Origin of the sequence: Polynucleobacter sp. HIN6, from assembly GCF_030297575.1 — a bacterium.
Lineage (GTDB): Bacteria > Pseudomonadota > Gammaproteobacteria > Burkholderiales > Burkholderiaceae > Polynucleobacter.
The window spans coordinates 1475762-1502701 of record NZ_AP028137.1 but is presented as its reverse complement, the minus strand read 5'-3'; the positions used below and the strand labels follow the sequence as shown (position 1 = coordinate 1502701).

26 protein-coding genes are annotated in these 26940 nt (G+C 48.3%); 13 read left to right on the top strand and 13 right to left on the bottom strand.

All coding sequences use genetic code 11. The features are described from left to right. Nucleotides 1-4 precede the first annotated feature (4 nt). Together QUE66_RS07455 and QUE66_RS07450 are read left to right on the top strand one after the other, a co-directional pair. Nucleotides 5-1450 carry an RsmB/NOP family class I SAM-dependent RNA methyltransferase gene (locus QUE66_RS07455; RefSeq protein WP_286223420.1) on the top strand — a complete coding sequence of 482 codons (1446 nt, stop codon included), beginning with the start codon at nt 5-7 and terminating at the stop codon, nt 1448-1450. A gap of 51 nt (nt 1451-1501) precedes the next feature. Further along, nucleotides 1502-2707 carry a DesA family fatty acid desaturase gene (locus QUE66_RS07450; protein WP_286223419.1) on the top strand — a complete coding sequence of 402 codons (1206 nt, stop codon included), beginning with the start codon at nt 1502-1504 and terminating at the stop codon, nt 2705-2707. 50 nt (nt 2708-2757) lie between these two features. Here QUE66_RS07450 and rpmG read toward each other — a convergent pair whose 3' ends face one another. The 3 genes from rpmG to radC all read right to left on the bottom strand — a co-directional run bounded on the left by rpmG (nt 2758) and on the right by radC (nt 4127). After that, nucleotides 2758-2925: a 50S ribosomal protein L33 gene (gene rpmG / locus QUE66_RS07445; protein ID WP_108508949.1), complete on the bottom strand. Its 168-nt coding sequence runs from the start codon at nt 2923-2925 to the stop codon at nt 2758-2760. Between the two features lie 10 nt (nt 2926-2935). Continuing rightward, complete coding sequence (rpmB, locus tag QUE66_RS07440) at nt 2936-3169, bottom strand: 50S ribosomal protein L28 (protein ID WP_108508948.1); 234 nt, start codon at nt 3167-3169, stop codon at nt 2936-2938. 97 nt (nt 3170-3266) lie between these two features. Then, nucleotides 3267-4127: a RadC family protein gene (gene radC / locus QUE66_RS07435; protein WP_353506764.1), complete on the bottom strand. Its 861-nt coding sequence runs from the start codon at nt 4125-4127 to the stop codon at nt 3267-3269. Here radC and QUE66_RS07430 point away from each other — a divergent pair. The 7 genes from QUE66_RS07430 to QUE66_RS07400 are packed head-to-tail and all read left to right on the top strand — an operon-like array spanning nt 4032 to nt 10207. Next, nucleotides 4032-4445, top strand: coding sequence for an FKBP-type peptidyl-prolyl cis-trans isomerase (locus tag QUE66_RS07430; RefSeq protein ID WP_353506763.1), 414 nt, complete (start codon nt 4032-4034; stop codon nt 4443-4445). The two genes, radC and QUE66_RS07430, sit on opposite strands and share 96 nt — an antisense overlap. Nucleotides 4446-4454: 9 nt before the next feature. Further along, nucleotides 4455-5414 (top strand): 4-hydroxy-3-methylbut-2-enyl diphosphate reductase, encoded by a 960-nt coding sequence (gene ispH / locus QUE66_RS07425; RefSeq protein ID WP_286223416.1) that lies wholly within the window; start codon nt 4455-4457, stop codon nt 5412-5414. A 33-nt stretch (nt 5415-5447) separates the two neighbouring features. Then, the gene (locus QUE66_RS07420) at nt 5448-6602 is read left to right on the top strand and encodes a branched-chain amino acid ABC transporter substrate-binding protein (RefSeq protein WP_286223415.1); all 1155 of its coding nucleotides are present in this window, start codon (nt 5448-5450) and stop codon (nt 6600-6602) included. A 48-nt stretch (nt 6603-6650) separates the two neighbouring features. Next, nucleotides 6651-7586: a branched-chain amino acid ABC transporter permease gene (locus QUE66_RS07415; protein WP_286223414.1), complete on the top strand. Its 936-nt coding sequence runs from the start codon at nt 6651-6653 to the stop codon at nt 7584-7586. Next, nucleotides 7579-8688: an ABC transporter permease subunit gene (locus QUE66_RS07410; RefSeq protein ID WP_458574872.1), complete on the top strand. Its 1110-nt coding sequence runs from the start codon at nt 7579-7581 to the stop codon at nt 8686-8688. Before QUE66_RS07415 ends, QUE66_RS07410 begins: the two co-directional genes overlap by 8 nt. Beyond that, a complete protein-coding gene (locus tag QUE66_RS07405; RefSeq protein ID WP_286223413.1) occupies nt 8685-9452 on the top strand; it encodes an ABC transporter ATP-binding protein in 768 nt (255 codons plus the stop codon). The genes QUE66_RS07410 and QUE66_RS07405 overlap by 4 nt, the downstream gene beginning before the upstream one ends. Continuing rightward, a complete protein-coding gene (locus QUE66_RS07400; protein WP_286223412.1) occupies nt 9449-10207 on the top strand; it encodes an ABC transporter ATP-binding protein in 759 nt (252 codons plus the stop codon). The genes QUE66_RS07405 and QUE66_RS07400 overlap by 4 nt, the downstream gene beginning before the upstream one ends. Here the strand turns inward: QUE66_RS07400 and QUE66_RS07395 are convergent. Together QUE66_RS07395 and QUE66_RS07390 are read right to left on the bottom strand one after the other, a co-directional pair. Next, nucleotides 10204-11403, bottom strand: coding sequence for an acetylornithine transaminase (locus QUE66_RS07395; RefSeq protein ID WP_286223411.1), 1200 nt, complete (start codon nt 11401-11403; stop codon nt 10204-10206). The genes QUE66_RS07400 and QUE66_RS07395 overlap by 4 nt on opposite strands. Nucleotides 11404-11460: 57 nt before the next feature. After that, nucleotides 11461-12507 carry a CDP-6-deoxy-delta-3,4-glucoseen reductase gene (locus tag QUE66_RS07390; RefSeq protein WP_286224756.1) on the bottom strand — a complete coding sequence of 349 codons (1047 nt, stop codon included), beginning with the start codon at nt 12505-12507 and terminating at the stop codon, nt 11461-11463. A 38-nt stretch (nt 12508-12545) separates the two neighbouring features. Between QUE66_RS07390 and QUE66_RS07385 the strand changes: the two genes are divergently transcribed. Further along, on the top strand, nt 12546-13457 hold the full coding sequence (locus tag QUE66_RS07385; protein WP_286223410.1) for an SDR family oxidoreductase: 912 nt from the start codon (nt 12546-12548) through the stop codon (nt 13455-13457). On the opposite strand, the gene QUE66_RS07380 is transcribed toward QUE66_RS07385, so the two are convergent. The 3 genes from QUE66_RS07380 to QUE66_RS07370 form a co-directional block, all read right to left on the bottom strand. Continuing rightward, a complete protein-coding gene (locus QUE66_RS07380; protein ID WP_286223409.1) occupies nt 13458-15221 on the bottom strand; it encodes a glutamine--tRNA ligase/YqeY domain fusion protein in 1764 nt (587 codons plus the stop codon). Nucleotides 15222-15311: 90 nt separating this feature from the next. Beyond that, complete coding sequence (locus QUE66_RS07375) at nt 15312-16817, bottom strand: tripartite tricarboxylate transporter permease (RefSeq protein WP_286223408.1); 1506 nt, start codon at nt 16815-16817, stop codon at nt 15312-15314. An 18-nt stretch (nt 16818-16835) separates the two neighbouring features. Beyond that, a complete protein-coding gene (locus tag QUE66_RS07370) occupies nt 16836-17294 on the bottom strand; it encodes a tripartite tricarboxylate transporter TctB family protein (RefSeq protein ID WP_286223407.1) in 459 nt (152 codons plus the stop codon). A 133-nt stretch (nt 17295-17427) separates the two neighbouring features. Between QUE66_RS07370 and alaS the strand changes: the two genes are divergently transcribed. Both alaS and QUE66_RS07360 read left to right on the top strand, forming a co-directional pair. Next, complete coding sequence (alaS, locus tag QUE66_RS07365) at nt 17428-20055, top strand: alanine--tRNA ligase (RefSeq protein WP_286223406.1); 2628 nt, start codon at nt 17428-17430, stop codon at nt 20053-20055. A gap of 56 nt (nt 20056-20111) precedes the next feature. Then, the gene (locus QUE66_RS07360; protein ID WP_108509395.1) at nt 20112-20339 is read left to right on the top strand and encodes a sulfurtransferase TusA family protein; all 228 of its coding nucleotides are present in this window, start codon (nt 20112-20114) and stop codon (nt 20337-20339) included. Here the strand turns inward: QUE66_RS07360 and QUE66_RS07355 are convergent. From QUE66_RS07355 to QUE66_RS07345, 3 genes are read right to left on the bottom strand one after another with little or no spacing between them, the layout of a single operon-like run. Continuing rightward, nucleotides 20336-21463 (bottom strand): glycosyltransferase family 9 protein, encoded by a 1128-nt coding sequence (locus QUE66_RS07355; protein ID WP_286223405.1) that lies wholly within the window; start codon nt 21461-21463, stop codon nt 20336-20338. The genes QUE66_RS07360 and QUE66_RS07355 overlap by 4 nt on opposite strands. Then, the gene (locus QUE66_RS07350) at nt 21460-22254 is read right to left on the bottom strand and encodes a glycosyltransferase family 2 protein (protein ID WP_286223404.1); all 795 of its coding nucleotides are present in this window, start codon (nt 22252-22254) and stop codon (nt 21460-21462) included. The genes QUE66_RS07355 and QUE66_RS07350 overlap by 4 nt, the downstream gene beginning before the upstream one ends. Before the next feature lie 8 nt (nt 22255-22262). After that, nucleotides 22263-23036 carry a glycosyltransferase family 2 protein gene (locus QUE66_RS07345; protein WP_286223403.1) on the bottom strand — a complete coding sequence of 258 codons (774 nt, stop codon included), beginning with the start codon at nt 23034-23036 and terminating at the stop codon, nt 22263-22265. Between the two features lie 10 nt (nt 23037-23046). On the opposite strand from QUE66_RS07345, the gene msbA reads away from it, so the two are divergent. Then, a complete protein-coding gene (gene msbA, locus QUE66_RS07340; RefSeq protein ID WP_286223402.1) occupies nt 23047-24813 on the top strand; it encodes a lipid A export permease/ATP-binding protein MsbA in 1767 nt (588 codons plus the stop codon). Nucleotides 24814-24822: 9 nt separating this feature from the next. Here the strand turns inward: msbA and rng are convergent, their stop codons facing one another. Beyond that, the gene (rng, locus tag QUE66_RS07335; RefSeq protein ID WP_286223401.1) at nt 24823-26286 is read right to left on the bottom strand and encodes a ribonuclease G; all 1464 of its coding nucleotides are present in this window, start codon (nt 26284-26286) and stop codon (nt 24823-24825) included. Beyond that, a complete protein-coding gene (locus QUE66_RS07330) occupies nt 26283-26936 on the bottom strand; it encodes a Maf family protein (protein WP_286223400.1) in 654 nt (217 codons plus the stop codon). The genes rng and QUE66_RS07330 overlap by 4 nt, the downstream gene beginning before the upstream one ends. Nucleotides 26937-26940: the final 4 nt, after the last annotated feature.

Genomic DNA, 26940 nt, shown 5'->3' with positions numbered 1-26940 from the left:
GTTCATGACGCGATCCTCCTCTACCGCTTCAAAGCGGATTTCCAAAGAAAAGAAGTATGCAAAGAGTAAGGATGCCAAAGCGCCTGTACTGATTAATCCCCAAGGGCAAAAAAATTATTCGCATGCGAAGGCGTTGCCGCAGCACGTTTTGCATCTTGAGCAGTTGCTTCCTGAGTTATTGCAATTTGACCAACCAGCCGATCGGGTTGTTAGTCGTTACTTTCGTGCGCATCCCAAATTGGGCAATCGAGATCGCGCCCTAATTGCTGAGGCTGCGTTTTCTGTATTGCGTCGCAAGCAGGAGTTTTCTCAATTTGCAGCCAGTGGCTCTGGCTCCCTAGCCCGCCGCTTGGCCTTGCTGGGCTTGGTTTCAGCCTTATCTGAAGGGGGGCTTGGGACCGCAAATCGACTAGAGAGCGCACTCGCTGATTTGGCCTTTGTTATACAAAAGGAGGAGTACGAGTGGCTAAGTCGTTTTGGCCAAGTTGATCGTGATGCGCTGGGGCGATTGGTAAAACATAATTTGCCGGAATGGCTTTGGAACACGATGGTTCAGTCTTTTGGTGAGGAAGAGGCTGGTCGTTTGGCTGAGTCTCTCATGAAGCCGGCACCATTGGATTTGCGTGTGAACACTTTAAAGACCTCGCGCGATCAATTACTGATGCAAATGAATCAAAGTGCGAATCGATTTGAGACGCACCCAACGCCCTATTCCCAGGACGGAATCCGTATTTTTGGAAAACCCGCCCTACAAAGCTCGACCTGGATGAAGGATGGCTTGTTTGAGGTTCAGGATGAGGGTAGTCAAATCCTATGTCACTTGCTCGATCCCAAGCGTGGAGAAATGGTGGTTGATTTTTGTGCTGGAGCCGGCGGCAAGACCCTGGCCTTGGGTGCGATGATGCGCAATACCGGCCGCCTGTACGCATTTGATACCTCAGAGCGACGCTTGGCCAACTTAAAACCGCGCTTAGCGCGAAGCGGCCTATCCAATGTGCATCCCATGTGGATTGATAGTGAGAGAGACCCCAGAATTAAGCGTCTTGCAGGAAAAATTGACCGGGTCTTAGTGGATGCCCCCTGCAGCGGCTTGGGGACTTTGCGACGCAATCCCGACCTGAAGTGGCGCCAGACACCAGCTGAGATCGCTAAATTGGCCCCCACCCAACTAGCCATTTTGGAGTCGGCAGCTCGTTTGCTAAAACCAGGGGGCCGTCTGGTTTACGCCACCTGTAGCCTTTTAGATCAAGAAAATCAAGAGCTTGTAAACCTTTTCCTAGAAAAACACCCCGATTTTGAGCTTTTATCCGCCAAGGAGGCCCTAGGACATCATTTTTTACATGATGGAATTCCGATTGGCACCAGTAAGGACAAGCCTTGGTGGCAACTTTTACCCTCACAGCACGGAACCGATGGATTTTTTGGGGCAATTATGCAGCGAAAGCCTTAAAATAAGGGGTTAAGAGCATGATCGCAGTTAATGAGGGAGATTTGTTTGGAGATGAGCGCCATTTCTAGTTTGCATGATGGATTAATTCAGTGGTTGGCCCACGGTTACTTGGACTGGGCTTGGTGGCAGATCGTGATCTTTACCCTGGTCATGACCCACATTACGATTGCTAGTGTTACGATTTTTTTACATCGTTGTCAGGCGCATCGAGCACTCGACCTTCACGCCATTCCCTCTCATTTCTTCCGGTTTTGGTTATGGCTCACTACTGGAATGGTAACTAAGGAGTGGGCCTCGGTTCATCGTAAACATCATGCGAAATGCGAGTCCGTTGAAGATCCACATAGTCCGCAAGTTTTAGGAATCGACACAGTTCTTTTGCGCGGCGCAGAACTCTACAAGGTAGAAGCTGCAAAGAAAGAGACACTGGAAAAATTTGGTCACGGTACTCCCGATGACTGGATTGAGCACAATCTTTATTCGCGCTTTACATGGCAAGGCGTTGGTCTCATGCTCATCATCGACCTATTTTTATTTGGTGCGATTGGCGCAACTGTTTGGGCTGTGCAAATGCTATGGATTCCGATTACCGCTGCAGGCGTCATTAATGGAATCGGCCACTATTGGGGATATCGGAACTACGACTGTGAAGATGCATCAACCAATATTGTGCCGTGGGGCATTTTGATTGGTGGAGAAGAGCTTCATAACAATCACCATACCTATGCAACGAGCGCCAAGTTATCAAACAAATGGTATGAGTTTGATATTGGCTGGGTTTACATTTGCGCTTTGCGCTCACTCGGTTTGGCAAAGGTCAAGAAAGTCCCGCCTAAGCCCGTTCTCGCAGAAGTTCGTCCCGCCGACGATCAAACTCTAGAAGCGATTATTGCCAATCGCTACGAGATCATGGCACGTTATAGCAAAACCCTAAAGCGCTGCATCGCAAATGAATTCCAGCACATGCAAGAATTTGCATCGCACCTGAAGGATGCACGTGATTGGCTTTATAAGGATGAAGCTAAATTGACTGCCCTTGAGAAAGAAAAGCTTGAGGAGCTCATGAAAACGAATTCTCAGTTACGCAAGATGATTGAGATGCGTCGTGAGTTGCATGCAATTTGGGGTCGCTCCAACGCTACTCGTGAGCAATTACTGGGACAGCTGCGTTCATGGTGCAATCGAGCCGAAGAGGCTGGGCCACACTCCCTCAAGGAGTTTTCGCTTCGCTTGCGGCGCTACTCTAATCCAGCCTAATAAAAAACCCGTTCATATGAACGGGTTTTTAGTTTTGACGTTAAGACAAATTACTTAATCTTGGTTTCTTTATAAGCAACGTGCTTGCGAGCTTTTGGATCAAATTTCATGATCTCCATTTTCTCGGGTTTGGTGCGTTTGTTTTTGGTGGTAGTGTAAAAGTGACCAGTACCTGCGGTCGACTCTAACTTGATTTTCTCGCGTGCGCCTTTAGCCATGACTCAATCCTTAAACTTGACCACGGGCACGAAGATCTGCCAAAACAGAATCAATACCATTCTTGTCGATTAAACGAAGTCCAGCATTGGTTAAGCGAAGGCTAACCCAGCGATTTTCAGACTCAACCCAGAAACGACGATTTTGCAAATTAGGCAAAAAGCGACGCTTTGTTTTGTTATTTGCATGGGAAACATTATTGCCGACCATCGGCTTTTTCCCAGTGACTTGGCAAACTTTTGCCATGACACACTCCTTCAGTACGAAAAACATCGATTGTAGCAGGCATCTGCTATTTGACGCTAGGGTTTAGTCAATATTCCAAATGCAACACGCTAATAAGTTAGTAAACACTCTCATTTAGGGGCTTTTCTATAAGGCCCGCATCCGAAAATGAGAAAAAACCGTGCTTTGCCACGATGCAATGGTCGAGGAGTGCAATATTGACCCAGTGGAGTGCTTGCCTCAGTTCATGGGTAATGGCCTCATCATTGGGGCTGGGAAGTGGGTTGCCCCCCGGGTGGTTGTGGGCAATCACCAAGGCGCTGGCATTGCGATTGAGGCATTCTTTAATGATTTCTCGGGGGTAAATGGCCGTTTGATCAATCGATCCCCGAAATAGCTCTTGGCACTCTATCAAACGATTACTGTTATCTAAGTACAGGCAAAGAAATACCTCGTGCTCCAGCCTGGCAATTTTGGTTTGCAAAAACTCCCTGACTTGGGTTGAGGATGAGAATATTGCTTGCTGAGAGAGGCTTTCATGAAGACAGCGTTTCACCAGCTCATAGGCAGCTTTGATTTGAGCCCATTTTGAAGGCCCTATTCCATGGCAGCGGTAAATATCAGAGACAGGCGCATTCACGAGGCCTTGCATCCCTCCAAATTGACTGAGCAGATCCTGGGCCAAAGAAACAGCGCTTTTACCTTTAACCCCAGAACGCAGAAAAATGGCTAAGAGCTCAGCATCGGATAGGGAGGCGGCGCCTTGGCGGATTAATTTCTCACGGGGCTGTTGTGCTTTTGGCCATTGCGAGATTGGGTGATTCTGTGTCTCTCTGGCTACAATGGCAGCATGAGTGAGCCTACCGTTTCCCCCGATTCTTTCTTGACCATCAACTATCGATTGACCCTCCCTGGCGGGGAGGATTACATCAACACCTTCGACGATCGGCCGGCGACGATGCAATTGGGTACGGGTCAATTCGCCCCCTGTTTTGAAAAGGTTTTGTTGGGAGCAAAAGTGGGTGAAAAGCGCTCAGCTGTTCTAAGCCCACAGGACGCGTTTGGGGAGCACAAGCCAGAGCTCATCCAGTGGGTGGGTATGGATGTATTGTTAGCCAATACCGATGAAGTTCCGGAATTTGCCCCGGGCGATATGATTGAATTTAATGCGCCTAGCGGTGCACAATATGCAGGCGTATTGCAATCCATTAATGAAGAGGGTGCGTGGTTTGATTTCAACCATCCCTTAGCAGGTAAGCAGTTAAGTTTTGAAGCAGAAATTATTGCCATTTTGTAATCAAGATCCATGCAAAGCAATCCATTACCGTCTGAAAGTGATGAAATACTCTTGGCGCAGCCCAGGGGGTTTTGTGCGGGCGTCGATCGAGCGATCAATATCGTGAATGAGGCGCTTAGTCGCTTTGGCGCACCGATTTATGTGCGTCATGAAATCGTGCACAACAAATACGTGGTTGATGAGTTGCGCGCGAAAGGTGCGATTTTTGTGGACGGGATTGATGAAATTCCACGTGGAGCGATTGTGATCTACAGTGCTCATGGGGTTTCTCAGCAGGTTCGTCAAGACGCCGCCGAGCGCGGCTTGCAAGTCTATGACGCAACCTGCCCTTTGGTTACCAAAGTGCACGTTGAAGTGGTGAAGTTGTGCAAAGATGGGTTTACGGTATTCATGATTGGTCATGCTGGCCACCCAGAGGTTGAGGGAACCATGGGGCAGGTCGAGAGCGGCATCTTCCTGATTGAGAATTTGGAGGATGTGGAGAAACTCAATTTTTCAGCTGACGAGCGTTTGGCATTTGTAACCCAAACGACCCTATCGGTTGATGAGACCAAAGAAATTGTGAATGCGCTCACCAAAAAATTCCCTAAAATTATTCAACCGAAGAAGCAGGACATTTGTTACGCCACTCAAAATCGACAAGATGCAGTGAAATTTATGGCGCCCCAAGTTCAATTGGTGATTGTCGTGGGAAGTCAGGCGAGCTCGAACTCTAATCGTCTGCGCGAATTAGCTGAAAAATTAGGCGTACCGGCCTACATGGTCGATGCTCCCGATCAACTTCGCCCCGAATGGTTTGAGGGCAAGAAGCGAGTTGGTTTAACCGCAGGCGCATCAGCGCCAGAGAGTCTTGCGCAAGCAATCGTGGCTCGGATTCAAGAGTTTGGCCCACGTCAAATTCGATCTTTAGATGGGGTTGTGGAGGATGTCACTTTCTCCTTACCAAAAAATCTGACGCATCCCGTTTAATTCTGATGACTGTTTAACTTGGAGGATTTGCTCATGAAACCATATCAAAAGGTGTTTTCATATAGCGTGCTTTCGCTTACGACGGTGGGCTTGTTAGTTGCCTGCGGCGGTAAGGCAAATGATGGTGAGGTGAAGATCGGTCATGTGGCTCCACTGACTGGATCGATTGCTCATATGGGTAAGCAAAATGAAAACGGTGCTGTTCTGGCAGTTGAGGAGCTCAATAAAGCTGGACTGATGATCAATGGTAAGAAGGTGGTGCTGAAGTTAGTGCCAGAAGATGATGCAGCAGACCCTAAAACAGCCACCCAAGTTGCTCAAAAATTAGTTGATGCAAAAGTTGTCGCAGTCGTAGGACACTTAAATTCGGGGACTACGATCCCAGCTTCGAAGATTTACCATGATGCTGGTATCACTCAAATTTCTCCATCGGCAACCAACCCTGAATACACCAAGCAGGGCTTTAAAACCGCTTTTCGTTTAGTGGCGACCGATGCACAACAGGGCCCAGCTCTAGCTGATTATGTGGCCAAGAATTTAAAAGCAAAAGTGGTGGCAATCATTGATGACTCGACCCAATATGGCAAGGGTCTCGCAGATGAGTTTGAGAAAACAGTGAAAGCTGCTGGTATCAAGGTATTGCCACGTGAGGCAACCAATGACAAGGCAACTGACTTTAAGGCCATTCTCACCAAGGTGAAGGGGGGTAAGCCCGATGTCATCATGTATGGCGGAATGGATGCCACGGGCGGCCCTTTAGCCAAGCAAGCTAAGGAATTGGGAATCAAAGCGAAGATCGTTGGCGGCGATGGAATTTGTACTGATAAATTGGCTGAGTTAGCTGGCGATGCAATCAATAATGTGGTTTGTTCAGAAGCTGCGATGACCCTCTCAAAAATGGAAGCGGGCCCCGAGTTCCAGAAAAAATACAAAGAGCGCTTCAATATTGATGTCGATATCTATGCTCCATTTTCCTATGATGCGGTTTATGTGATTGTCGATGCGATGAAGCGTGCTAACTCAGTTGAGCCAGCCAAGATCTTAGCCGCGATGCCTCAAACACAGATGAAGGGTTTGATTGGCAATATTGCATTTAATAATCAGGGTGATCTCAAGGAAAGCGTGATCACCTTATACGATTACAAGGATAAGAAGAAGTCAGTCCTCGAAATTATTAAGATTCAGTAATTTGATAAGCACCCAGCGCGGTGCTTATTTTTTATAGACTGATTGTCGATGGATATTCTGCTACAGCAGATTTTGAATGGCCTAGTGCTGGGTAGTATCTATGCCTTGATTGCATTGGGCTACACCATGGTCTATGGGATCTTAGGAATCATTAACTTTGCTCATGGCGAGGTTTTGATGATTGGCGCATTGGTATCCCTCACCCTCATCACATTCATTACGCAATTACCGCTGGGTTTACCACCATGGGTATTACTAGTTTTAGTTTTATTGATGACCATGGCAGTATGCGCGTTGGTTAGCTATTTGATTGAGCGTTTTGCTTATCGGCCTTTGCGTCAAGCACCACGTTTGGCACCATTGATTTCTGCGATTGGCGTCTCGGTCTTATTGCAAACCTTGGCCATGATCATCTGGTCTCGTAATCCCATGACCTATCCTCAGTTACTACCATCGACACCCATCGAGATCTTGGGTTCAGGAGCAACCATTACGGGTAAAGAAATTGTGATTATTGTCACGTCTTTTTTAGTTATGGCTTTATTGCTTCTGATTGTGCAAAAGACCAAGCTCGGACGGGCGATGCGCGCAACGGCTGAGCAGCCGAACGTGGCTGCGTTGATGGGCGTTAATCCCAATCGGGTCATTTCGATCACGTTTATGTTGGGAGGCGCACTGGCAGCCCTTGCCGGGATCATGATGGCCACCAACTACGGTAATGTGCATTTCTCAATGGGATTTATTCCTGGATTAAAAGCTTTTACTGCTGCAGTACTGGGCGGTATCGGCAATATTCAGGGGGCGATGTTAGGTGGACTGTTGCTTGGTCTGATTGAGGCGATTGGGGCTGGTTACATCAGTGATTGGACTGGTGGTCTCTTAGGATCCAACTATCAAGATATCTTTGCCTTCATGGTCTTGATCTTAGTATTGGTATTTAGGCCTCGCGGCTTGCTGGGTGAGCGAGTATCGGATCGTGCTTAAACCATTTTTTCATCGCACGTCTCGTCGTGATCAACAACGATTTTGGATCGCGAGTACGATCGCATTACTAGCTCTACCTTGGATCATGGGCTCGGTTGGCGGTAACTACTGGGTTCGGGTATTGGATTTTGCCTTGCTATACGTTGTTCTCGCATTGGGCCTCAATGTGGTGATTGGTTTTGCGGGTTTACTCGATTTGGGCTATATCGCTTTTTATGCAGTGGGCGCCTATAGTTATGCTTTACTAGCTTCGCCCCATCTCACTACGCAATTTCCTGCCATTGCCGCTGTTTTTCCAACCGGAATTCATTTTCCATTGTGGGGTGCACTCATCCTCTCTTTTGGATTGGCCGCGATCTTTGGGGTGCTTCTTGGATTTCCAACCCTAAAGTTACGCGGCGATTATTTGGCGATTGTGACCTTGGGCTTTGGGGAAATTATTCGGATCTTCTTAAATAACCTTGATCGCCCCCTCAATCTAACAAATGGGCCTAAAGGGATTGGCAATATTCAGCCAATCGAGCTCTTTGGCATCAATCTCTCAAAGCCAATGAATATCTGGGGTCTAGAGATTCCATCACTATATTTACTCTTCTATTTTTTCTTAATCCTTGCCGTTCTAGTTGCCATTGTCTGCTCGCGTTTAGAGCATTCTAGAATCGGTCGTGCCTGGGTGGCGATTCGGGAGGATGAGATCGCCGCGGAGGCGATGGGGATTGACACTCGTAATATGAAGTTATTGGCGTTTGCGATTGGCGCAAGTTTTGCAGGTGCCGCAGGTGTATTATTTGCCGCCTTTCAAGGCTTTGTATCACCCGAGTCCTTTACTTTATGGGAGTCGATTGTGGTTTTAGCCATGGTGGTAATGGGTGGGATGGGGCACATTCCAGGGGTGATTCTTGGGGCAATCTTGCTCGCTGTTTTTCCTGAGCTGTTACGAAGCATTGCAGCCCCGATTCAGCAATTTGTCTTTGGGTCGGTTCTTGTTGATACCGAAATTATTCGTCAGTTACTGTATGGCTTGGCGCTGATCCTCATCATGCTCTATCGACCTAATGGAATTTGGCAAAAACCCGATACTTTGAAAGCCTCAAACGGATGAGTGATCTCTTAACAATTTCTGGAGTATCGAAGCGCTTTGGAGGCATTCAGGCGCTTGATGATGTGGGTATTCGTGTACGGGAGGGCACAATCGCTGGGCTTATTGGGCCTAATGGCGCCGGCAAGACCACTTTCTTTAATGTCATCACTGGCTTATATCCAGCTGATCAGGGTGCGTTTGAGCTCCAGGGTCGCCCATATTCCCCTCATTCAGTATCTCAGGTCACCCAAGCGGGGATTGCTAGAACCTTTCAGAACATTCGCTTATTTAAAGAAATGACCGCCTTGGAGAACGTCATGGTGGGATGCCATTGCCGCTCATCCATTGGTATATGGGGCGCGGTCTTGGGCACACAATCCAATCGACGTGAAGAGCGCGACATCCGTGAAAAATCACTTGCCTTGCTCGCGTATGTTGGCTTGCAAGACTATGCACGACATAAGGCTAAAAATTTATCCTATGGGTACCAACGACGTCTTGAAATTGCCCGTGCTTTAGCCACCGAACCGATTCTATTGGCTCTTGATGAGCCAGCTGCTGGGATGAATGCCAGCGAGAAGCTGGAGCTAAAAGAATTAATCCTAAAGATCCGAGCTGATGGCAAAACAATTTTACTCATTGAGCACGATGTACATCTCGTAATGAGTCTTTGTGATCATTTGACGGTGCTTGATTATGGCAAGGTGATTGCCGATGGATTGCCCGATGCAGTACGCAGTCATCCAGAGGTGATTCGGGCATATTTAGGCGGGGCGGCGGCATGAGTACGACACCTCTTTTAGAGATCAAGCATCTGAAGTTGTCGTATGGCGGAATTGCTGCCGTTAAAGGGATTGATTTTTATATCAACGCAGGAGAGTTGGTTACTTTGATCGGGGCAAATGGGGCGGGTAAAACGACGACGCTAAAAGTAATTGCCGGTCTTCTAAAGCCAAGCGCTGGATCGATTCAATTCTTAGGGCATGCGATTGGGGGCAAGCCGGCCTATGAGTTGGCTGCGCTTGGGATTGGATTGGTACCAGAAGGCCGAGGAGTGTTTGCCAGGATGACCATTTTGGAGAACCTGCAAATGGGCGCATACATCCGCCAGGGTTCTCAGTCGTCGGAGAGTATTGATCAGGACCTTGAGATGGCGCTTACAACCTTTCCACGCCTGCGTGAACGTTTGTTCCAATTGGCCGGCACCCTCTCTGGTGGGGAGCAGCAAATGGTAGCGATTGCTCGGGCGATGATGGCTAAGCCAAAGCTTCTCTTACTCGATGAGCCCTCGATGGGTCTGGCACCGCTCATGGTAGAAACTATTTTTGAGGTGATTCAAAGCCTCAATCAACAGGGTATGACGATTTTGCTCGTCGAGCAAAATGCCCGCTTGGCCCTATCGATGGCAGATCGTGCGTATGTGATGGAGAGTGGGGCGATTACCTTATCGGGATCGGCTGATCAGTTATTTAATGACGACCGGGTTCGCGAAGCGTATCTGGGGGCAGATGCAAAAATCAAAGAGACTAAAGAAACTTAAGTCAGTTTCTTCAGCAGAACCCGCAAGGTAGCGCACATTTTGAGGATTTCCTCTTGCGTGACATTGAGGGCGGGCATAAAGCGCAATAGATCAGGTCTAGGCGAATTAATCAGCAGGCCCTCAGGCTCATGCTCTCTAGCAAGCTCGACCAAGGAGGGGCCAATATCCTTACCCAACATGAGTGCCCGAAGCAGTCCTTTGCCACGTTCGCCTTTTAGCCCGAACTCAGAACAAAGTTTCAGCAATTCACTTTGCAAGAATGCTCCTTTTTGAATCACTGAGTCCAAAAAGCCAGGAGCTAAGAGTTGTTCAATCACACTAATCCCGACCGCAGTCATCAAAGCATTGCCATTGTAGGTACCCCCTTGATCCCCGGGTACAAAGCAGGCGACTGCATCGGTGCATAAAAGGGCCGCGAGTGGAACGCCTCCACCAATTCCTTTACCAAGGGTCATGATGTCGGGCTCAATCCCAAAGTTTTGGTAGGCAAACAATTTACCGGTTCTTCCAAAACCAGCCTGCACTTCATCTACGATGAGCAATAGATTGTGCTCTTTAGTGAGCTGACGTAGTTCTTTCATGAAGGCATCATCAGCAGGGATGACGCCACCTTCACCTTGGACAGGTTCAAGCATAACGGCGACGGTTTTATCGGTGATGCAGCGTTTGACCGATTCAATATCATTGAGATCAGCCTTCGGAAAGCCTGGCACTTGGGGGGCAAAGAGAGTATCCCAGCCCGGCTTGCCCGATGCACTCATCGTTGCTAAGGTCCGCCCATGAAAACTATGATCGAAGGTAATAATTTCGTAAGCACCGCCTTTATGAATCTGCCCCCATTTACGAGCAAGCTTGATCGCGCCCTCGTTGGCTTCTGCCCCACTGTTAGCAAAAAATACTTTGTTAAAGCAGCTGTGGCTAGTTAGTAAATCGGATAACCGAATCATCGGTTCGTTATAAAAGGCAGGGCTAGGGTTAATCAATTTCTGGGCTTGAGTGTTTAATGCAGCAACAATGCCAGGATTACAGTGCCCCAAGCAATTCACGGCCCATCCTTGGAGGAAGTCCAAGTAGCGCTTGCCATTTTGATCGACCAACCACGAGCCTTTGCCCTCCATCATGATGATGTCCGGCCGCTTGGTGATATACATCACCGAATGGGCATCAACACGACGAGGATCAGAAAGTTGATTCATAGCACAATCATACAAAAGATCGTTGTAAAAAGGGAATTTGCCTTCAGGTACAGAAAACTAGGCACACGCTAGATCAGCCTCGCTCGTGAATGAGTCGGCATAAAACTCATCCTCGGGCAGACCGCATTGCTTAACAAAGTCCGTTTGGGCTGATTGAATCACAATTGGGGCCCCACAAGCATAAACTTGGAATGCGCTGAGATCCGGAAAGTCTGCCATCACGGCACGGTGAACAAAGCCTGTCCGGCCAGTCCAGTGATCTTCTGGTAGCGCGTCAGAAATAACCGGAATGTAATGGAAGCGAGGTAGGGTACTAGCAAACTCCTGACAAAGAGTATCCATGTAGAGATCTTTGGGGCGTCGGCCACCCCAGTAGAAATAGACCTCACGATCAATTTTCTTCTCACGCATATGCAACAGAATGGATTTGATCGGAGCAAAGCCTGTACCGGATGCTAAGAAAATAATGGGTTTCTGAGTATCCTCACGCAAGAAAAAACTTCCTTGGGGGCCTTCAAAACGCAAGATATCCTTTTCTTTGATTGCTTTACCATCAGCTCCTTGACCAAAGAGGGGGTCAGTAAAAAGACCGCCTGGCAGATGGCGAATGTGCAACTCAATGGGGCCCTCTTGATGTGGGGCGCTGGCAATCGAATACGCACGACGTTTATTGTCTTTAAGTAAAAACTCCAGATACTGACCGGCTAAAAATTGAAAACGTTCACTTGCAGGCAATTGCAGCTGAAGAATTACAACATCGTTACTTGGATATGCAATTGTCTGAATCCGACAGGGTACTTTGCGCACTGGAATATCGCCACCGCCCTGGATTTCGCGAACATCGATTAGAACATTAGATTTGGGGTGGGCGCAGCATAAAAGGGTCGCGCCCGCGGTTTCGTCGAGGGTGCTCAGGGCACTTTGGCTGTGGTCTCCATGCTCAATTCGGCCCTCGAGCACTTTGCCCTTGCATGATCCGCAAGCACCATTTTTGCAGCCATAGGGTAGTTGAATGCCCTGGCGAATAGCAGCTTCCAGAACGGTCTCATCTTCGTCCACTGCGAATGTTTTGCCGCTCTTTTTAAGTTCCACCTGGTACTGCAATTCCACTTCTCCCAATAAATCATTACGATGTTAATTCTATGATCTCCAAAACCAGCCTATTTCGTCGCCCCCGAATCCTCATTATTGGATGCGGTGATATCGGTATTCGGGTTGCGCAGCAGCTGCAAGGCAATGCACTCGCTCAATCGCAAGGCCGACCCAAGCTCTTCGCATTAAGCAGTAGCCCTGAGCGTTTTACCGAACTTCGAAAGCATGGCATCACACCCATTGAAGGTAATCTTGACCATCCTGAGGCTTTATGGCGAATTGCCCATTTAGCAACAACAGTCATTCATCTAGCACCACCAGCACAAGATGGTGAGTACGATCAACGCACCCGCAATTTAGTACGAATTTTATCCCAGCAGGGACGATCTGTCAGACGCCTGGTTTACATCAGTACGACCGGGGTATACGGTAATCGCGATGGTGATTTTGTCGATGAGACCAGTCAATTACAACCCACCAGTCCGCGGGCGAAGAGGCGCGTGGATGCAGAACAAACACTTCGCTTTTGGGCGGCCTCACAAGGCGTTGCGTTAACTATTTTGCGCGTGCCCGGCATTTACGGACCTAATCGCTTACCAATTGAGCGCTTAAAAAACAACACCCCTGCTTTGCAAGAGCCGTTTGATGCGTATTCGAACCATATTCATGCAGATGATCTTGCTCGGCTCATTTGTGCAGCATTATTTATCGGCAAACCACAGCGCGTGATTAATGCATGCGATGGTAGTGAGCAAAAAATGGGCGATTACTTTGATGAGGTCGCTTGCGCACTGCATTTGCCGAAGCCCCTGCGATTGCCGCCCGATGAGGTGCGAGCTCAGGTGGGTCCCATGATGTGGTCATTCATGGCCGAATCAAGGCGAGTTCGCAATCAACGAATAGGTGAACTAAAACGTCCCCTGAAATATCCTCGGGTTAAAGACTATTTGAAAACTTTGTAATTATTTCCAGCCGTCTTTCAGACCAACGCTGCGATTAAAGACCAACTTTCCTGGGGCGCTATCTTTACGATCAACCACAAAGTAGCCGTGGCGCTCAAATTGAAAACGATCTTCTGGCTCGGCGCTCTGCATACTGGGTTCCACATAGGCTTGAATCACCTTTTTGGAATCTGGATTAATAAAGCTCAGAAAGTCATTGTCACCGCTATCCGGGTGTGGATCGGTAAATAAATGCTCATATAGACGAATCTCAACAGGTAAGGCTTCTGCAGCATTAATCCAGTGGATGTTGCCCTTTACCTTGTAATTGTTAGAGTCTGGTGTGCCACTTTTACTATCAGGAAAATAGCGCGCATGAACCTCAGTGACTTTGCCCTGGTCATCGAGTTTGACACCGGTGCACTCGATGACAAAGCCATGACGTAAGCGTACACGCCCACCAGCCCCTCCATCTTTGGGTGGGAACAGACGGAAAAATCCTTTTTCAGGATTCATCTGAAAATCATCGGCCTCAATCCAAAGCTCACGTCCAAAATGAAACTCGCGCTTGCCCCATTCCGGATGGTGCGGATGCTTGGGGGCAGAACACGGTTCTTTTGCACCAACTTCATAGTTTTCAATCACAAGCTTGAGCGGATCTAGTACTGCGCTGGCGCGAGGGGCGCGCGCATCCAAATCATCGCGTAGAGCTTGCTCAAGAACACTCATATCAATCCAGCTATCGGCTTTGGATACGCCAATCCGTTCACAAAATAAACGAATGCTCTCTGGTGTGTAACCACGGCGGCGGATTCCGGCGATGGTTGGCATACGAGGATCGTCCCAGCCGTCGACGCGTTGCTCCTCAACGAGTTGCAGGAGTTTGCGTTTACTCGTAATGGTGTAAGTGAGATTGAGTCTGGCAAATTCGTATTGATGGGGTAAAGGGCCTTTAAAAACCCCGCACTCTTTCAGACTGTTGAGAATCCAGTCATACAGCGGACGGTTGTTTTCAAACTCGAGGGTGCAAATCGAGTGCGATACATTTTCAAGAGCATCTGAAATACAGTGGGTAAAGTCATATAAAGGATAAATACACCACTGATCGCCAGTGCGGTGATGATGAGCATGACGAATACGATAAATGACTGGATCACGCATCACGATATTGGGGTGAGTCATATCAATCTTTAGACGCACCACATGGCTACCATCGGGGAACTCGCCAGCACGCATTTTTTCCAAAAGTGCAATGTTCTCATCGGCCGATCGATCTCGATAGGGACTATTGACACCCGGTGTCGAAAAATTACCGCGATGACGATGAATTTCCTCCGCGCTTTGACTATCGACATAGGCTTTGCCGTGACGCATCAAGATTTGCGCAAACTCATAGAGAAGTTCAAAGTAATCGCTGGCGTAATACAAATGCTCATGGCCCTGATGGTGCCAATCAAATCCCAACCAACGCACCGCATCTAAGATGCTATCGACATATTCCACATCCTCTTTAGTTGGATTGGTATCGTCAAGTCGCATATGGCAACGACCACCTGAAGGCAGGGAATCATAGTCTTTCGCTAGGCCATAGTTGAGGCAAATACTTTTGGCATGGCCAATATGCAGGTACCCATTTGGCTCGGGCGGAAAGCGAGTGACAACAGCTGGCAAAGGCTTGCCATTTGCATCAACGCGATTGGCATAAATACCCTTAGCTAAATCATGATCAATGATTTGCCGTAAGAAATTAGATGGTTCGACTGGGTTTGCAGATGGCGTGGACATCCCACTATTGTAGAGAAGACCGCTAGGGTGGTTCTGAAAGCCAAAAAATAAGGCCCGCAACAGCGGGCCTTAGAGAATTGCATCGATTTCTTATTGTTCGTCCACAAACACTTTTTCGCGACTCTTCTTCACGGCAGGCAAAGTAACCACAATCAGTAGTAGGAGCGCAGCAATGAGCAGACTCAAGGAGAGTGGGCGAGTGACAAAGGTTGTGAAATCACCCCTTGAGAGGAGGAGTGCACGACGGAAGTTTTCTTCCATCATCGGACCCAATACAAAGCCCAACAGTAATGGAGCTGGCTCGCAGCCAAACTTCACAAACATATAGCCAATCACACCGAATGCCGCAGTGACGTACACATCAAAAATAGAGTTGTTCACGCTATACACACCAATACAGCAGAACACCAAAATGGCGGGATACAGGAAGCGGTATGGAATCTTGAGGAGACTAACCCAAACGCTAATTAAGGGTAGGTTCAGCAAAATCAGCATCACGTTACCAATCCACATCGAGGCAATCAAGCCCCAGAATAGGGTGGGATTGCTTGTCATTACCTGGGGTCCAGGCTGAATATTGTGAATGGTCATCGCACCTACCATCAATGCCATCACTGCATTGGGCGGAATACCAAGGGTTAACAGGGGAATAAATGAGGTTTGCGAGGCCGCATTGTTTGCAGCTTCTGGACCAGCAACACCCTCAATGGCGCCTTTACCAAACTCTTCGGAATGTTTGGAGCTCTTTTTCTCGACTGAGTAGGCACCAAAAGCGGCAAGGGCAGCGCCGCCGCCTGGCAAGATTCCTAACATCGAACCAATCGTGGTTCCACGCAAAATAGACGGGGTCATCCGCTTCACGTCATTCCAACTTGGAATCAGCGAAGTGACCTTGTTGAGGAAGGACTCTCCGGCACCTTTACGCTCCAAGTTCACCATGATCTCAGCAAAGCCAAACACACCCATGGCGACTGACACAAACCCGATACCATCAGTCAATTGAGGGATGTCAAAAGAGTAACGGGCAACGCCTGAGTTCACGTCGGTACCGATGAGGCCGAGTAGTAGTCCCAGCAAAATCATGCCAACCGCTTTGATGAGTGACCCGGATGCCAAAACCACGGCACCAATCAAACCCAAGACCATCAGAGAAAAGTATTCGGCAGGACCAAACTTAAAGGCCACTTCAGCCAATGGCGCGGCAAAGCCTGCCAAAATTAAAGTTGCCACACAACCAGCAAAGAATGAGCCCATTCCGGCAGTAAATAATGCAACGCCTCCACGACCGCGTTTGGCCATTTGGTAGCCATCAATTGCCGTTACCACCGAGGACGTTTCCCCGGGAATATTCAGTAAGATCGCCGTGGTCGAGCCCCCGTATTGAGAACCGTAGTAAATACCGGCCAACATAATGAGTGCGGGAGTGGGGGGAAGAGCGTATGTCGCTGGCAAGAGCATGGCAATCGTTGCCACGGGGCCCAAGCCTGGCAATACCCCAATTAAGGTTCCTAATAAACAGCCCAGAAAACAATAGAACAAATTCTGGACCGTAAATGCGGTCTCAAATCCTAAAGAAAGATTATTTAGTAATTCCATGTGATCGATTCCTGAGGATTATTCTAAAAATACCGGCATGATGGGAAACTGCAATCCAAGGCCGAAAATGAATGCAAGATAGCTAAAGGCTGCAAGCGCAACAGCATTTAGAACTGCACCTTTCCAGCCAAACTCATGGCTAACGCTTGCCGAAACAACCACCAAAATAATGATCGTAATTACAAAACCCAAGATAGGCAGTAACAAACCATATAAGACAACCGATCCGGTAATCCATAAAACAATCTTCCAGTTCCAGGGTGGCATCTCTTCAGGATCGGCCTTTTTGGAGAATGACCGAATTGTGATGAACAAACCGAGAGCGGTCATCAACACACCCAGCCAAAATGGAAAATAACCTGGACCCATCTTGGCAGCGGTGCCCATTTTGTAGCCAGTGGCAATAATGGCAAAGAATAGGCCGATGACCATATACATGATCCCAGCGCCAAAATCCTTTTTATTGCGAATGTTCAAAATCTGTCTCCTTTGTAGCGATTGCCGCCTTTTCGTAAAGGGCTATTTTTAGTCGATTTGTGATTGTAAGGGAATGAGCATGGGCATATTTAAGGGTTTGCCCTAATTCTGTGCCAATGCGATAATTCTGCGGATGAAAGTCTCCGAAATCCGCCAAGCCTTCCTTGATTATTTTGCCTCCAAGGGTCACCAAATCGTGGCTTCAAGCCCCGTGGTTCCTGGTGATGATCCCACCTTGCTATTTACGAATGCCGGGATGAATCAGTTTAAAGATGTCTTTTTGGGATTTGATAAGCGGCCATACCAGCGTGCCACAACCGCACAAAAGTGCATTCGCGCTGGTGGTAAACACAATGACCTTGATAACGTTGGGTATACCGCTCGTCACCATACCTTTTTTGAGATGCTCGGTAATTTCTCGTTTGGCGATTACTTCAAAGAGGATGCGATCCAATTTGCCTGGGAACTGCTAACTCAGGTCTTTAAGTTACCCAAAGATAAGTTATGGGTCACCGTCTATGCCGAGGACGATGAAGCCTACGATATTTGGGAGAAAAAAATTGGTGTACCGAAAGAGCGTATTGTGCGCATTGGCGATAACAAGGGTGCGCGGTATGCCTCCGATAACTTTTGGATGATGGGTGACACTGGGCCCTGTGGACCGTGCACTGAAATCTTTTATGACCATGGCCCAGAAATTGCTGGTGGCCCTCCGGGTAGCCCTGATGAGGATGGCGATCGTTTCATTGAGATCTGGAACAACGTCTTCATGCAATTTAATCGCGATGAGGCCGGTGAGATGCATCCCTTGCCTAAGCCTAGTGTTGACACCGGTATGGGCTTGGAGCGAATTGCTGCTGTTTTGCAGCATGTGCACTCCAACTATGAAATCGATTTATTTGTTCATCTCCTGCAAGCGGCAAAAGACGCGGTTGATCGTGCCGGGGCTAATGGTTGTGATTTAGATAGCCCATCGTTGAAGGTGATTGCAGATCACATCCGCGCTTGCAGTTTTATTGTGGTCGATGGAGTGATTCCAGGTAATGCGGGGCGCGGTTATGTCTTGCGGCGCATTGCGCGACGCGCGATCCGTCATGGGTATAAATTGGGGGCGCGTCAGGCCTTCTTTCATCAGTTAGTGCCGGCCTTGGTCGCTGAAATGGGCGATGCATATCCTGAGTTACGCCAAGCGCAAGATCGGGTCATGGATGTACTCAAGCAAGAAGAGGAACGTTTTTTCCAGACCATTGCCAATGGCATGGAGATTCTAGAATCTGCGCTTCAAAATAATCAATCTGTTCTAGATGGAGAAACCGCGTTTCGTCTGCACGATACATTTGGGTTTCCCCTTGATCTTACGGCTGATGTCTGTCGTGAGCGCGGAGTCGGTGTCGATTCAGCTGGCTTCGAAGCAGCCATGCAACGCCAACGCGATCAAGCAAGGGCTGCCGGTAAATTTAAGATGGCACAGGGCTTGGATTACCGGGGCGAGCCTACCCAGTTCTTGGGCTACGAGCAAGTGTTGATTGAGGATGCTCGCATCACCGCTTTGTATCGTGACGGTAGCCCCGTCGACTCGATTCGGCCGGGTGAAAGTGCTGTGGTGGTTTTGAATCGCACCCCGTTTTACGCAGAGTCTGGTGGTCAAGTCGGCGATCGTGGCGAGTTACGAACTGAGCAATCGCAATTCATCGTGGCGGACACTTTTAAGATTCAGGCCGATGTCTTTGGACATCAAGGTGAACTTCAAGAGGGCGAGTTAAGGGTTGGGGATATGGTTGAGGCGCGCGTGGATACAAGCTTGCGTGCTAAGACGATGCGTAATCACAGCGCTACGCATTTGCTACACAAAGCCTTGCGCGAAGTCCTTGGCGATCATGTGCAACAGAAGGGTTCCTTAGTCGATGCCGACAAGACTCGATTCGATTTCACTCACACTGCACCCTTGACGAAGGCTGAAATTACTCGGATTGAGCAAATGGTCAATCAGGAGATTTTGACCAACACTGCAACTGCTGCCAATGTGATGGCTTTGGAGGATGCGCAAAAGACCGGAGCCATGATGCTATTTGGCGAGAAGTATGGTGAGCGTGTGCGTGTACTTGAAATTGGATCTTCTAAAGAGTTATGCGGTGGAACCCATGTCAAGCGAACGGGTGATATTGGTAGTTTTAAGATCGTCTCTGAGGGTGGAGTGGCTGCTGGTATTCGTCGGGTTGAAGCGGTGACCGGCACGAATGTGATGGATTTTGTTCAAGGGCTTGAGTCGAAGATCCAAGAGGCGGCCCAGTTGTTAAAGACGGCTCCTCATGATCTGCCGCAACGCGTTAGTCAATTGCAAGATCAACTCAGACATGTTGAGCGTGAGCTCGAGCGCGTAAATGCAAAATTAGCTGCGAGCCAAGGCGATGATTTAGTCAATCAAGCAAAAGATCTGCAAGGCATCAAAGTGTTGGCAGCTCAATTAGATTCGGCTGATACGAAAGTATTGCGAGACACGATGGATGCTCTGAAGGCCAAATTAAAGTCAGCCGCGATTGTTTTGGCATCCGTTCAAGACGGCAAGGTAAGTCTCATTGCTGGGGTGACCAGTGATGCGACCAATCGGATCAAAGCGGGTGAGCTCGTCAATTTTGTGGCTCAACAAGTGGGCGGCAAAGGTGGCGGCAAGCCCGAAATGGCGATGGCTGGTGGTAGCGATCCAAGCGGTTTAAGTAAAGCGCTCGCTGCCGTTGATGCTTGGGTTGCCGAGCGGATTTAGCAATTCGTCGCTAAAATGGCATTAAATAGGAGAATGAGATGAGTGAAGCAGGCTCGATTGTGGTTCATCGCGAAGTGGATGCCATTGGCATGAACTGCCCTTTGCCTATTCTGCGTACCAAGAAAACCCTCGCTGAAATGCAAACCGGTGAGGTCTTAAAACTCAAGGCAACCGATTCAGGCGCAACGCATGACATCCCCGCCTTTTGCAAACAAACTGGTAATGAACTGATCGCTACAGATAACGAGGGCGATACGATGGTGTTTTACGTCAAGCGCCGCTAGGATAATCTCGTACTTCGATCCAGCATTTTTTTAGTAGCTTCTAATACTTGACTGGGCTCTAGCAGGTCAAGGCACTCACTTTTGCTATTGGCAGTATCAAAGCAGCCCGCTTTTCGGCAAGGAACACAATCACCCGGGCCTTGCAAAATGCACACCTTACCGACGATTTGGGTTCGACCTCGAAGTTGATAAGGGCGCTCGCCAATGAAACCATTGGGCCAGGGCCCAAAATTGGTAGGTGGTGTAGGTCCAAACAAAGCAATGGTTGGGATTTCGCAGGCGGCAGCAAGATGCGTTACTGATGTATCAACACCAATATATAAAGCCGCACCATCTAACAAGGTTTTGACTTGGGGTAAGTTGAGCTGCCCCTTAGTGTCAATGACCAATTGGGTGACCTCGTGATCGAGCAAGGACAGAATATCTCGGTTAAGGGAGAGATCCTGCTCTGCAGGCGATGCACTTAAGACCACTTGATACTTTAAGGCCACAAGATCTTTAATTAATTGAGCCCAATACCCTAAAGGCCAGCGCTTATAGCCATTGAGCGGACCCGGATGCAAAACAATATACGGTTGACGAAGTTGGCTTTGTAACACCGGGGTAAGGGCTTCGCTGCTTGGAGGAGTCACCGAGATTGGATTTGCAAAAAGGTCGAGACCCTTAGCGCGGTAGAAAGGTTCGAGAAGCTTGAGTTTTTCAACGATGACGTGTTGCTCAAAATAATCGACTGGAACCCAATGCATACAGATGGAGCGTTTCCATGCACTTTTCTGCCGACTCTTTGGGGTATCTTGTACCACTACACCAACACGGCGAAGCGCAGCAAGGGAACCAAAAAAATAGGCTCGATCGCTAGGTTGGGTGATGATGGCTAAATCGTAACGTTGGAATAGACGATTAAACAGTTTGAGGTATTCCCAAAGATTGGGATGTTCGGAGGTTTCAATCAGCTCATGAACTTCTGGATTGCCCTTGAGCATATCGAGCTTGCCGCGGTAACCCAAGAAATCAAATTGCGCCTTGGGCCAAATGCGACGAGCTGCTTCAATTAAAGGTGTGGTGACCAGCACATCGCCAATTTGTCGTGTGGCGATGAAGAGAACTCGGGTAGGATCGTTCATACCTGTATACCAGCCTTGGCCATAATTTTTTCGCGGACTCGCTTCGCATTCTCAGCCGCCTTGGACTGATCAGAGATTCGATGAAATAGATGAAATACCTCAGTTGACCATGCACCAGATTGACGTCGAATACCAGCATGTTGTAGTCGAAAGACAAAATCAGCATCTTCGTGACCCCAACCAGTCATAGACTCATCAAAACCACTAATCGTCAGCGCATCCTCTTTCCAGCAAGCCATATTGCAACCTTTAATGCGGCGCCAAACAAATTTTTGATAAACGCGCCACGCCCCCGGACCCAGCTTCAGTACGATGGGCCAGAACTTATTAATTCCACCATTTAAGCGATAGCTAATTAAATTGCTTTTGAAAGCTGCGAAGTTCCACCGCGGCCAACTTAGGATCTTTTGGGTTAATGATTCGCTTAGAAGTACGCGACTGCCGGTCACCATCATTTGAGGCTTAGCAAGCTGACGGTGGCGCTTCACAAAATCAGGTTGCACAATACAGTCCCCGTCTAAGAATATGAGGTATTCGCCCTGGGCAGCCAAAATGGCCTGATTGAGAATAATGGTTTTCCGAAACCCTTGATCCTCTTGCCATAAGTGTTGGATCGAGTGCTTGGAGCGCTCCTTCATGGAGCGTATTAGTGTTGCGGTTTCTGGTTTAGAGCCGTCATCAGCAATGATGATTTCAAAGTTTCGATCAGTTTGAGTTTCTAGTGATTCGAGGCAAAAGCGCAGGGCTTCTGGCCAGTTATAGGTCGCAAGTAGGATCGAGATTTTGAACATAAGCGATCCTAACCCTTTTGATTCTGAGCGCGTGCCATTTGCTGAAGTCGCCAAAGCTTCATATATCGATAATACGTGCCCTGTGCATTGGAGCACGCCAAGGAAAAGCCTTGAGGACCATCTAGAAATCCAGCTCGCAAAAAATAAGTTCGAATGAATGACCAGGCTCCGTGCAAGATAGCTTTGATAGGACTGCCGGTTTTACCTTTGGCGAATGCCTGTTGGGCGGAGTCGGTAGAGTAGCGCTCCATTTTTGCCTTGACTTGCTCGGCGTTCATGAAACTGTAATGCAGCATCTGATGCTTTAGTTTGAGAACGGGTCCCTGTGGGATTAAACGTTCATGTACTAAATCAGAGGAAAATCGTGCACTGCCCCGCTTAAAAAGGCGATCCACATAGTCGGGAGTCCAGCCAGAATGACGCATAAAGCGTCCGCAGTACCAGGATAAGCGTGGGATGGCATAGCAATCGGCATGCGGTTGATTAAGAACTGTTTTGATCTCTGCACGCAGTTCGGGGGTCAGGCGCTCGTCGGCATCAAGCGATAAGACCCAATCGCAGTTTGCTAAGTCAAGAGCCCGGTTCTTTTGGGGCCCAAAGCCGGGCCAATCGTCGGGGGAGCTTATTAGCGCCCCATGGGCTTTGGCAATCTCAAGGGTTTTGTCAGTGCTTTGGGTGTCTACCACTACAATTTGGTCAGCCAGCCCGTCTAAGGAGGTTAAACAATCCCCAAGATTGGCTTCCTCGTTCCGAGTGATGAGTATGACTGATAAGGTGGGCATAATTCATTATATGAATGCTTCAGACCGTCAAGCCCTAAATCGATTAATTGGCTATTTGCGCCCCCATATCCGCCTAATTGTTGGCTCATTGGTGGCTATGGCCTTTGTGGCGGCGTCGGAGACCTCTATTCCCGCTCTCATGAAGCCCCTTTTGGATGATGGCTTTTCGGGGAAGATGAATGATCAGCTATGGTTAGTCCCAGTCTTTCTTGTCGGTCTGGCTATTGTGCGTAGCGGAGCTCAATTTCTCTCGAACTATTTGCTAACCAAAGTCATTAGTAATATTTTGTTGAAGCTGCGCGAACAAATGTTTACCAGACTCTTACGTGCCAAGACCGAGTATTACCAAAAGACCACGGCCTCGAACTTAATTAATGCAGTGGTCTTCGAGGTCAATAATGTCCTATCGATTATGGGCGGTATGTTGATCAGTCTGGTGCGTGATCTGCTAACCGTGATTGGTTTGATGGGGTATTTGTTGTATTTGAATTGGCGCTTAACCTTGGTGGTCTTTGTGATTTTCCCGATCATTGCCTATGTGATGAGCAAGATCAATAAACGCTTGCGTAGCCTCAATCGTCAACAGCAGAGTATGACTAGTGAGTTGGCGTATGTAGTTGAGGAGGCCGCAGCCGGTCATAAGATAGTGAAAGTGCATGGCGGTGAAGACTATGAGATGCGTCGTTTTATGGAAAAAGCCGAGCAATTACGCAAGTTCACACTGAAGGCAGCGGTTGCCGGCGGATTAAATCAGCCGATCACTCAATTAGTTGCCTCGATGGCTTTATCGGTCGTCCTAGTCATTGCCATCATGCAATCGGCTAGCCAAGGCGTCACAGTTGGGAGCTTTGCAGCCTTTATTACCGCGATGCTGTTAATCGTATCTCCGCTCAAGCACTTAGCTGATATTAATCAGCCTTTGCAGCGGGGGCTCACCGCTGCTGAGATGATCTTTCAGTTAATTGATCAGCCGGTTGAGGAGGAGAAGGCGCAAACATCGAATCTCAAGCGGCTTGAGAAGGCTCAAGGTGAAATTAGGTTTGAAGACCTTTCTTTCTCATACAACCAAGATGAGGGTCGAAAAGATGCCTTACGTAACATCAATCTCACGGTTAAGCCGGGCGAGGTGATTGCTTTTGTGGGGCCATCCGGTGGAGGTAAATCAACGCTAGTTAATTTGTTACCACGTTTTTATCAGCCCAAATCCGGTCGGATTTTGCTCGATCAAATCCCAATTGAGGAGATTGTTTTAACGGATTTACGTAAACAAATCGCTTTTGTGAGTCAAGATGTGATTCTGTTTAATGACACGATTGCAGCTAATGTCGCGTATGGCTCGAGCACTGGTGATGATATTGATCGCGGTCGTGTGATTGAAGCGCTAGAGGCAGCTAATTTGTCCAACTTGCTCTCTGAATTACCCGATGGAATTGATACGCCAATTGGGGATAACGGCAATCGTTTATCGGGTGGTCAACGACAGCGCCTAGCGATCGCGCGCGCGATTTACAAAGATGCGCCCATCCTGATTCTCGATGAAGCGACCTCTGCTCTCGACTCAGAGTCTGAGCGCCAAGTACAAGAGGCGCTCGATCGGCTGATGGCCGGTAGAACCACTTTAGTGATTGCGCATCGCTTATCAACCATCGAGCATGCTGACAATATTGCCGTACTCGACCATGGTGAGATTGTGGAATACGGTCCCCATCGGGAGCTCATTGCCAAAAACGGTTTATATGCCGGTTTGCATCGCCTGCAGTTTAGCGAGGCAAGCTAGGCAATCGAATCAATTTAAGACAATATCGTATTGTTCTTGCCTAAAGCCAGCCTCAGCCTGGAGCCGAATTGGTTTTTGGATAAAGTCGCCGAGCATAGCTAAGAATTGATTCTCTTCCTCAAGGAATAAATCAATGACATCGGGTGAAGCAACAATGCGAAACTCTTTGGGGTTAAATTGTCGGTGCTCACGCACAATCTCACGCAAGATTTCATAGCAAATCGTCTGCGGTGTTTTCGTTTCCCCTTTGCCATTGCAAGACGAGCAGGGTTCACACAAAATATGAGATAGGGACTCGCGCGTTCGCTTGCGTGTCATCTCAATCAGTCCCAATGAGGAAAAATCATTCACATTGGTGCGCACATGATCACGTGCCAAATTCTTCTTGAGCTCGTTAAGAACCGCGTCTTGATGGTCGCTTTGCGTCATATCAATAAAATCAATGATGATGATGCCGCCCAGATTGCGTAAGCGCAATTGACGGGCAATTGCTTGGGCAGCCTCTAAATTGGTTTTAAACACTGTATCGTCTAAATTACGAGCCCCCACAAAACTTCCGGTATTGACATCAATAGTGGTCATCGATTCGGTTTGATCGATCATCAGATAGCCGCCTGACTTCAGTTCGACACGCCGACCTAAAGCTTTATTAATCTCAGAATCAATATCAAAGAGATCAAAGAGGGCGCGCTCACCTCGATAGAGAGTCAGCTTGGAACTCAGTTGTGGCATAAACATCTGTGCAAACTGAGTCAGACGTTCGAAGTTCTCTGCCGAATCAACTCGAATCTGACTAGTCTCCGGCCCTGCCATGTCTCGCAATACCCGCTCGGCTAAATTGAGGTCTTGATGAAGAAGTGCGGGGGCCGCTTTTTCTTTGGCGCGTTGCGCAATTTGTTGCCAGGTGGTGCGAAGGTACTTCAGGTCAGAAATCAAGGTTTCATCGCTCACCTGTTCGGCACTGGTGCGAACAATGATGTCGCCGGATTCATCTGCAGGAATCAGACCTTTCAGACGGCTTTTGAGTGCTTCGCGTTCCTCTGGGTTTTCAATCTTTTGTGAGATGCCAATATGAATCTCTTGACCTAATGGCCGATGAATTTGTGGCAAATAGACCAAATTACGTCCCGCAATACTAATTTGGCGGGTGAGTCTGGCTCCTTTTGTTCCGAGGGGGTCTTTAAGTACTTGCACCAAGAGTGTCTGTCCTTCGAACAATACTTTTTCAATCTGACCACCAGTTTGCTGTTCGCCCAAATCATTAAAGTGAATGAATGCAGCACGTTCTAAACCAATATCAATAAAGGCTGATTGCATCCCAGGTAAGACCCGCGCCACCTTCGCCAAATAAATATTGCCCACAATTCCACGCTGGCGCGTACGTTCAATATGGAGTTCTTGAACGGCATTTTGCTCAATTAAAGCAACGCGTGTTTCTTGTGGGGTGATATTGATGAGGATTTCTTGAGTCATGATTGGGTTAAACCAAAACGTACATCTGCTACTCGTAGTAGTTGGGCAGTTTCAAATAAGGGAAGCCCCATGATACCGCTATAGCTTCCAGAAATCTCCTCAATAAACGTAGCGGCCATCCCCTGAATGCCATAGGCACCCGCCTTCCCAAATGCTTCACCGCTGCTGACATAGCGTTCAATTTGCTCATGGCTTAATGTCGTAAACCGTATCCTTGACTTTTGTAAGGCGCACACTGGGATGCTTGTTGGCTCGGGGGTGATAGCAACCGCCGTATAAACCAGGTGCGTTTGACCACTTAAAACTCTTAATATCCGCGCCGCATCTTCTTCATCGCGTGGCTTTCCGAGGATTTCATGATCGGGTGAGTTAGGAAGGCTCACGGTGGTGTCGGCGCAAAGTATTGGCGCCCAGGGAAGCTCGAGACTTACTTGGCGGCGCTGATACCAACGCTTGAGAGCTGCGATACTTTTTGCAATGGTTACGCGTTGCGTGTAGTCTGCAGCACTTTCGTTTGCAAGAGCGAGCTCTAGAGACTCGGCATCCTCATCAGGCCCTGGCAGGAGTAGCTCGAAGCGTACTCCAATCTGCGAGAGTAACTCCCGGCGACGCGGGCTTTGCGAGGCGAGGTAAATAAAGTCATACTTCATGTTA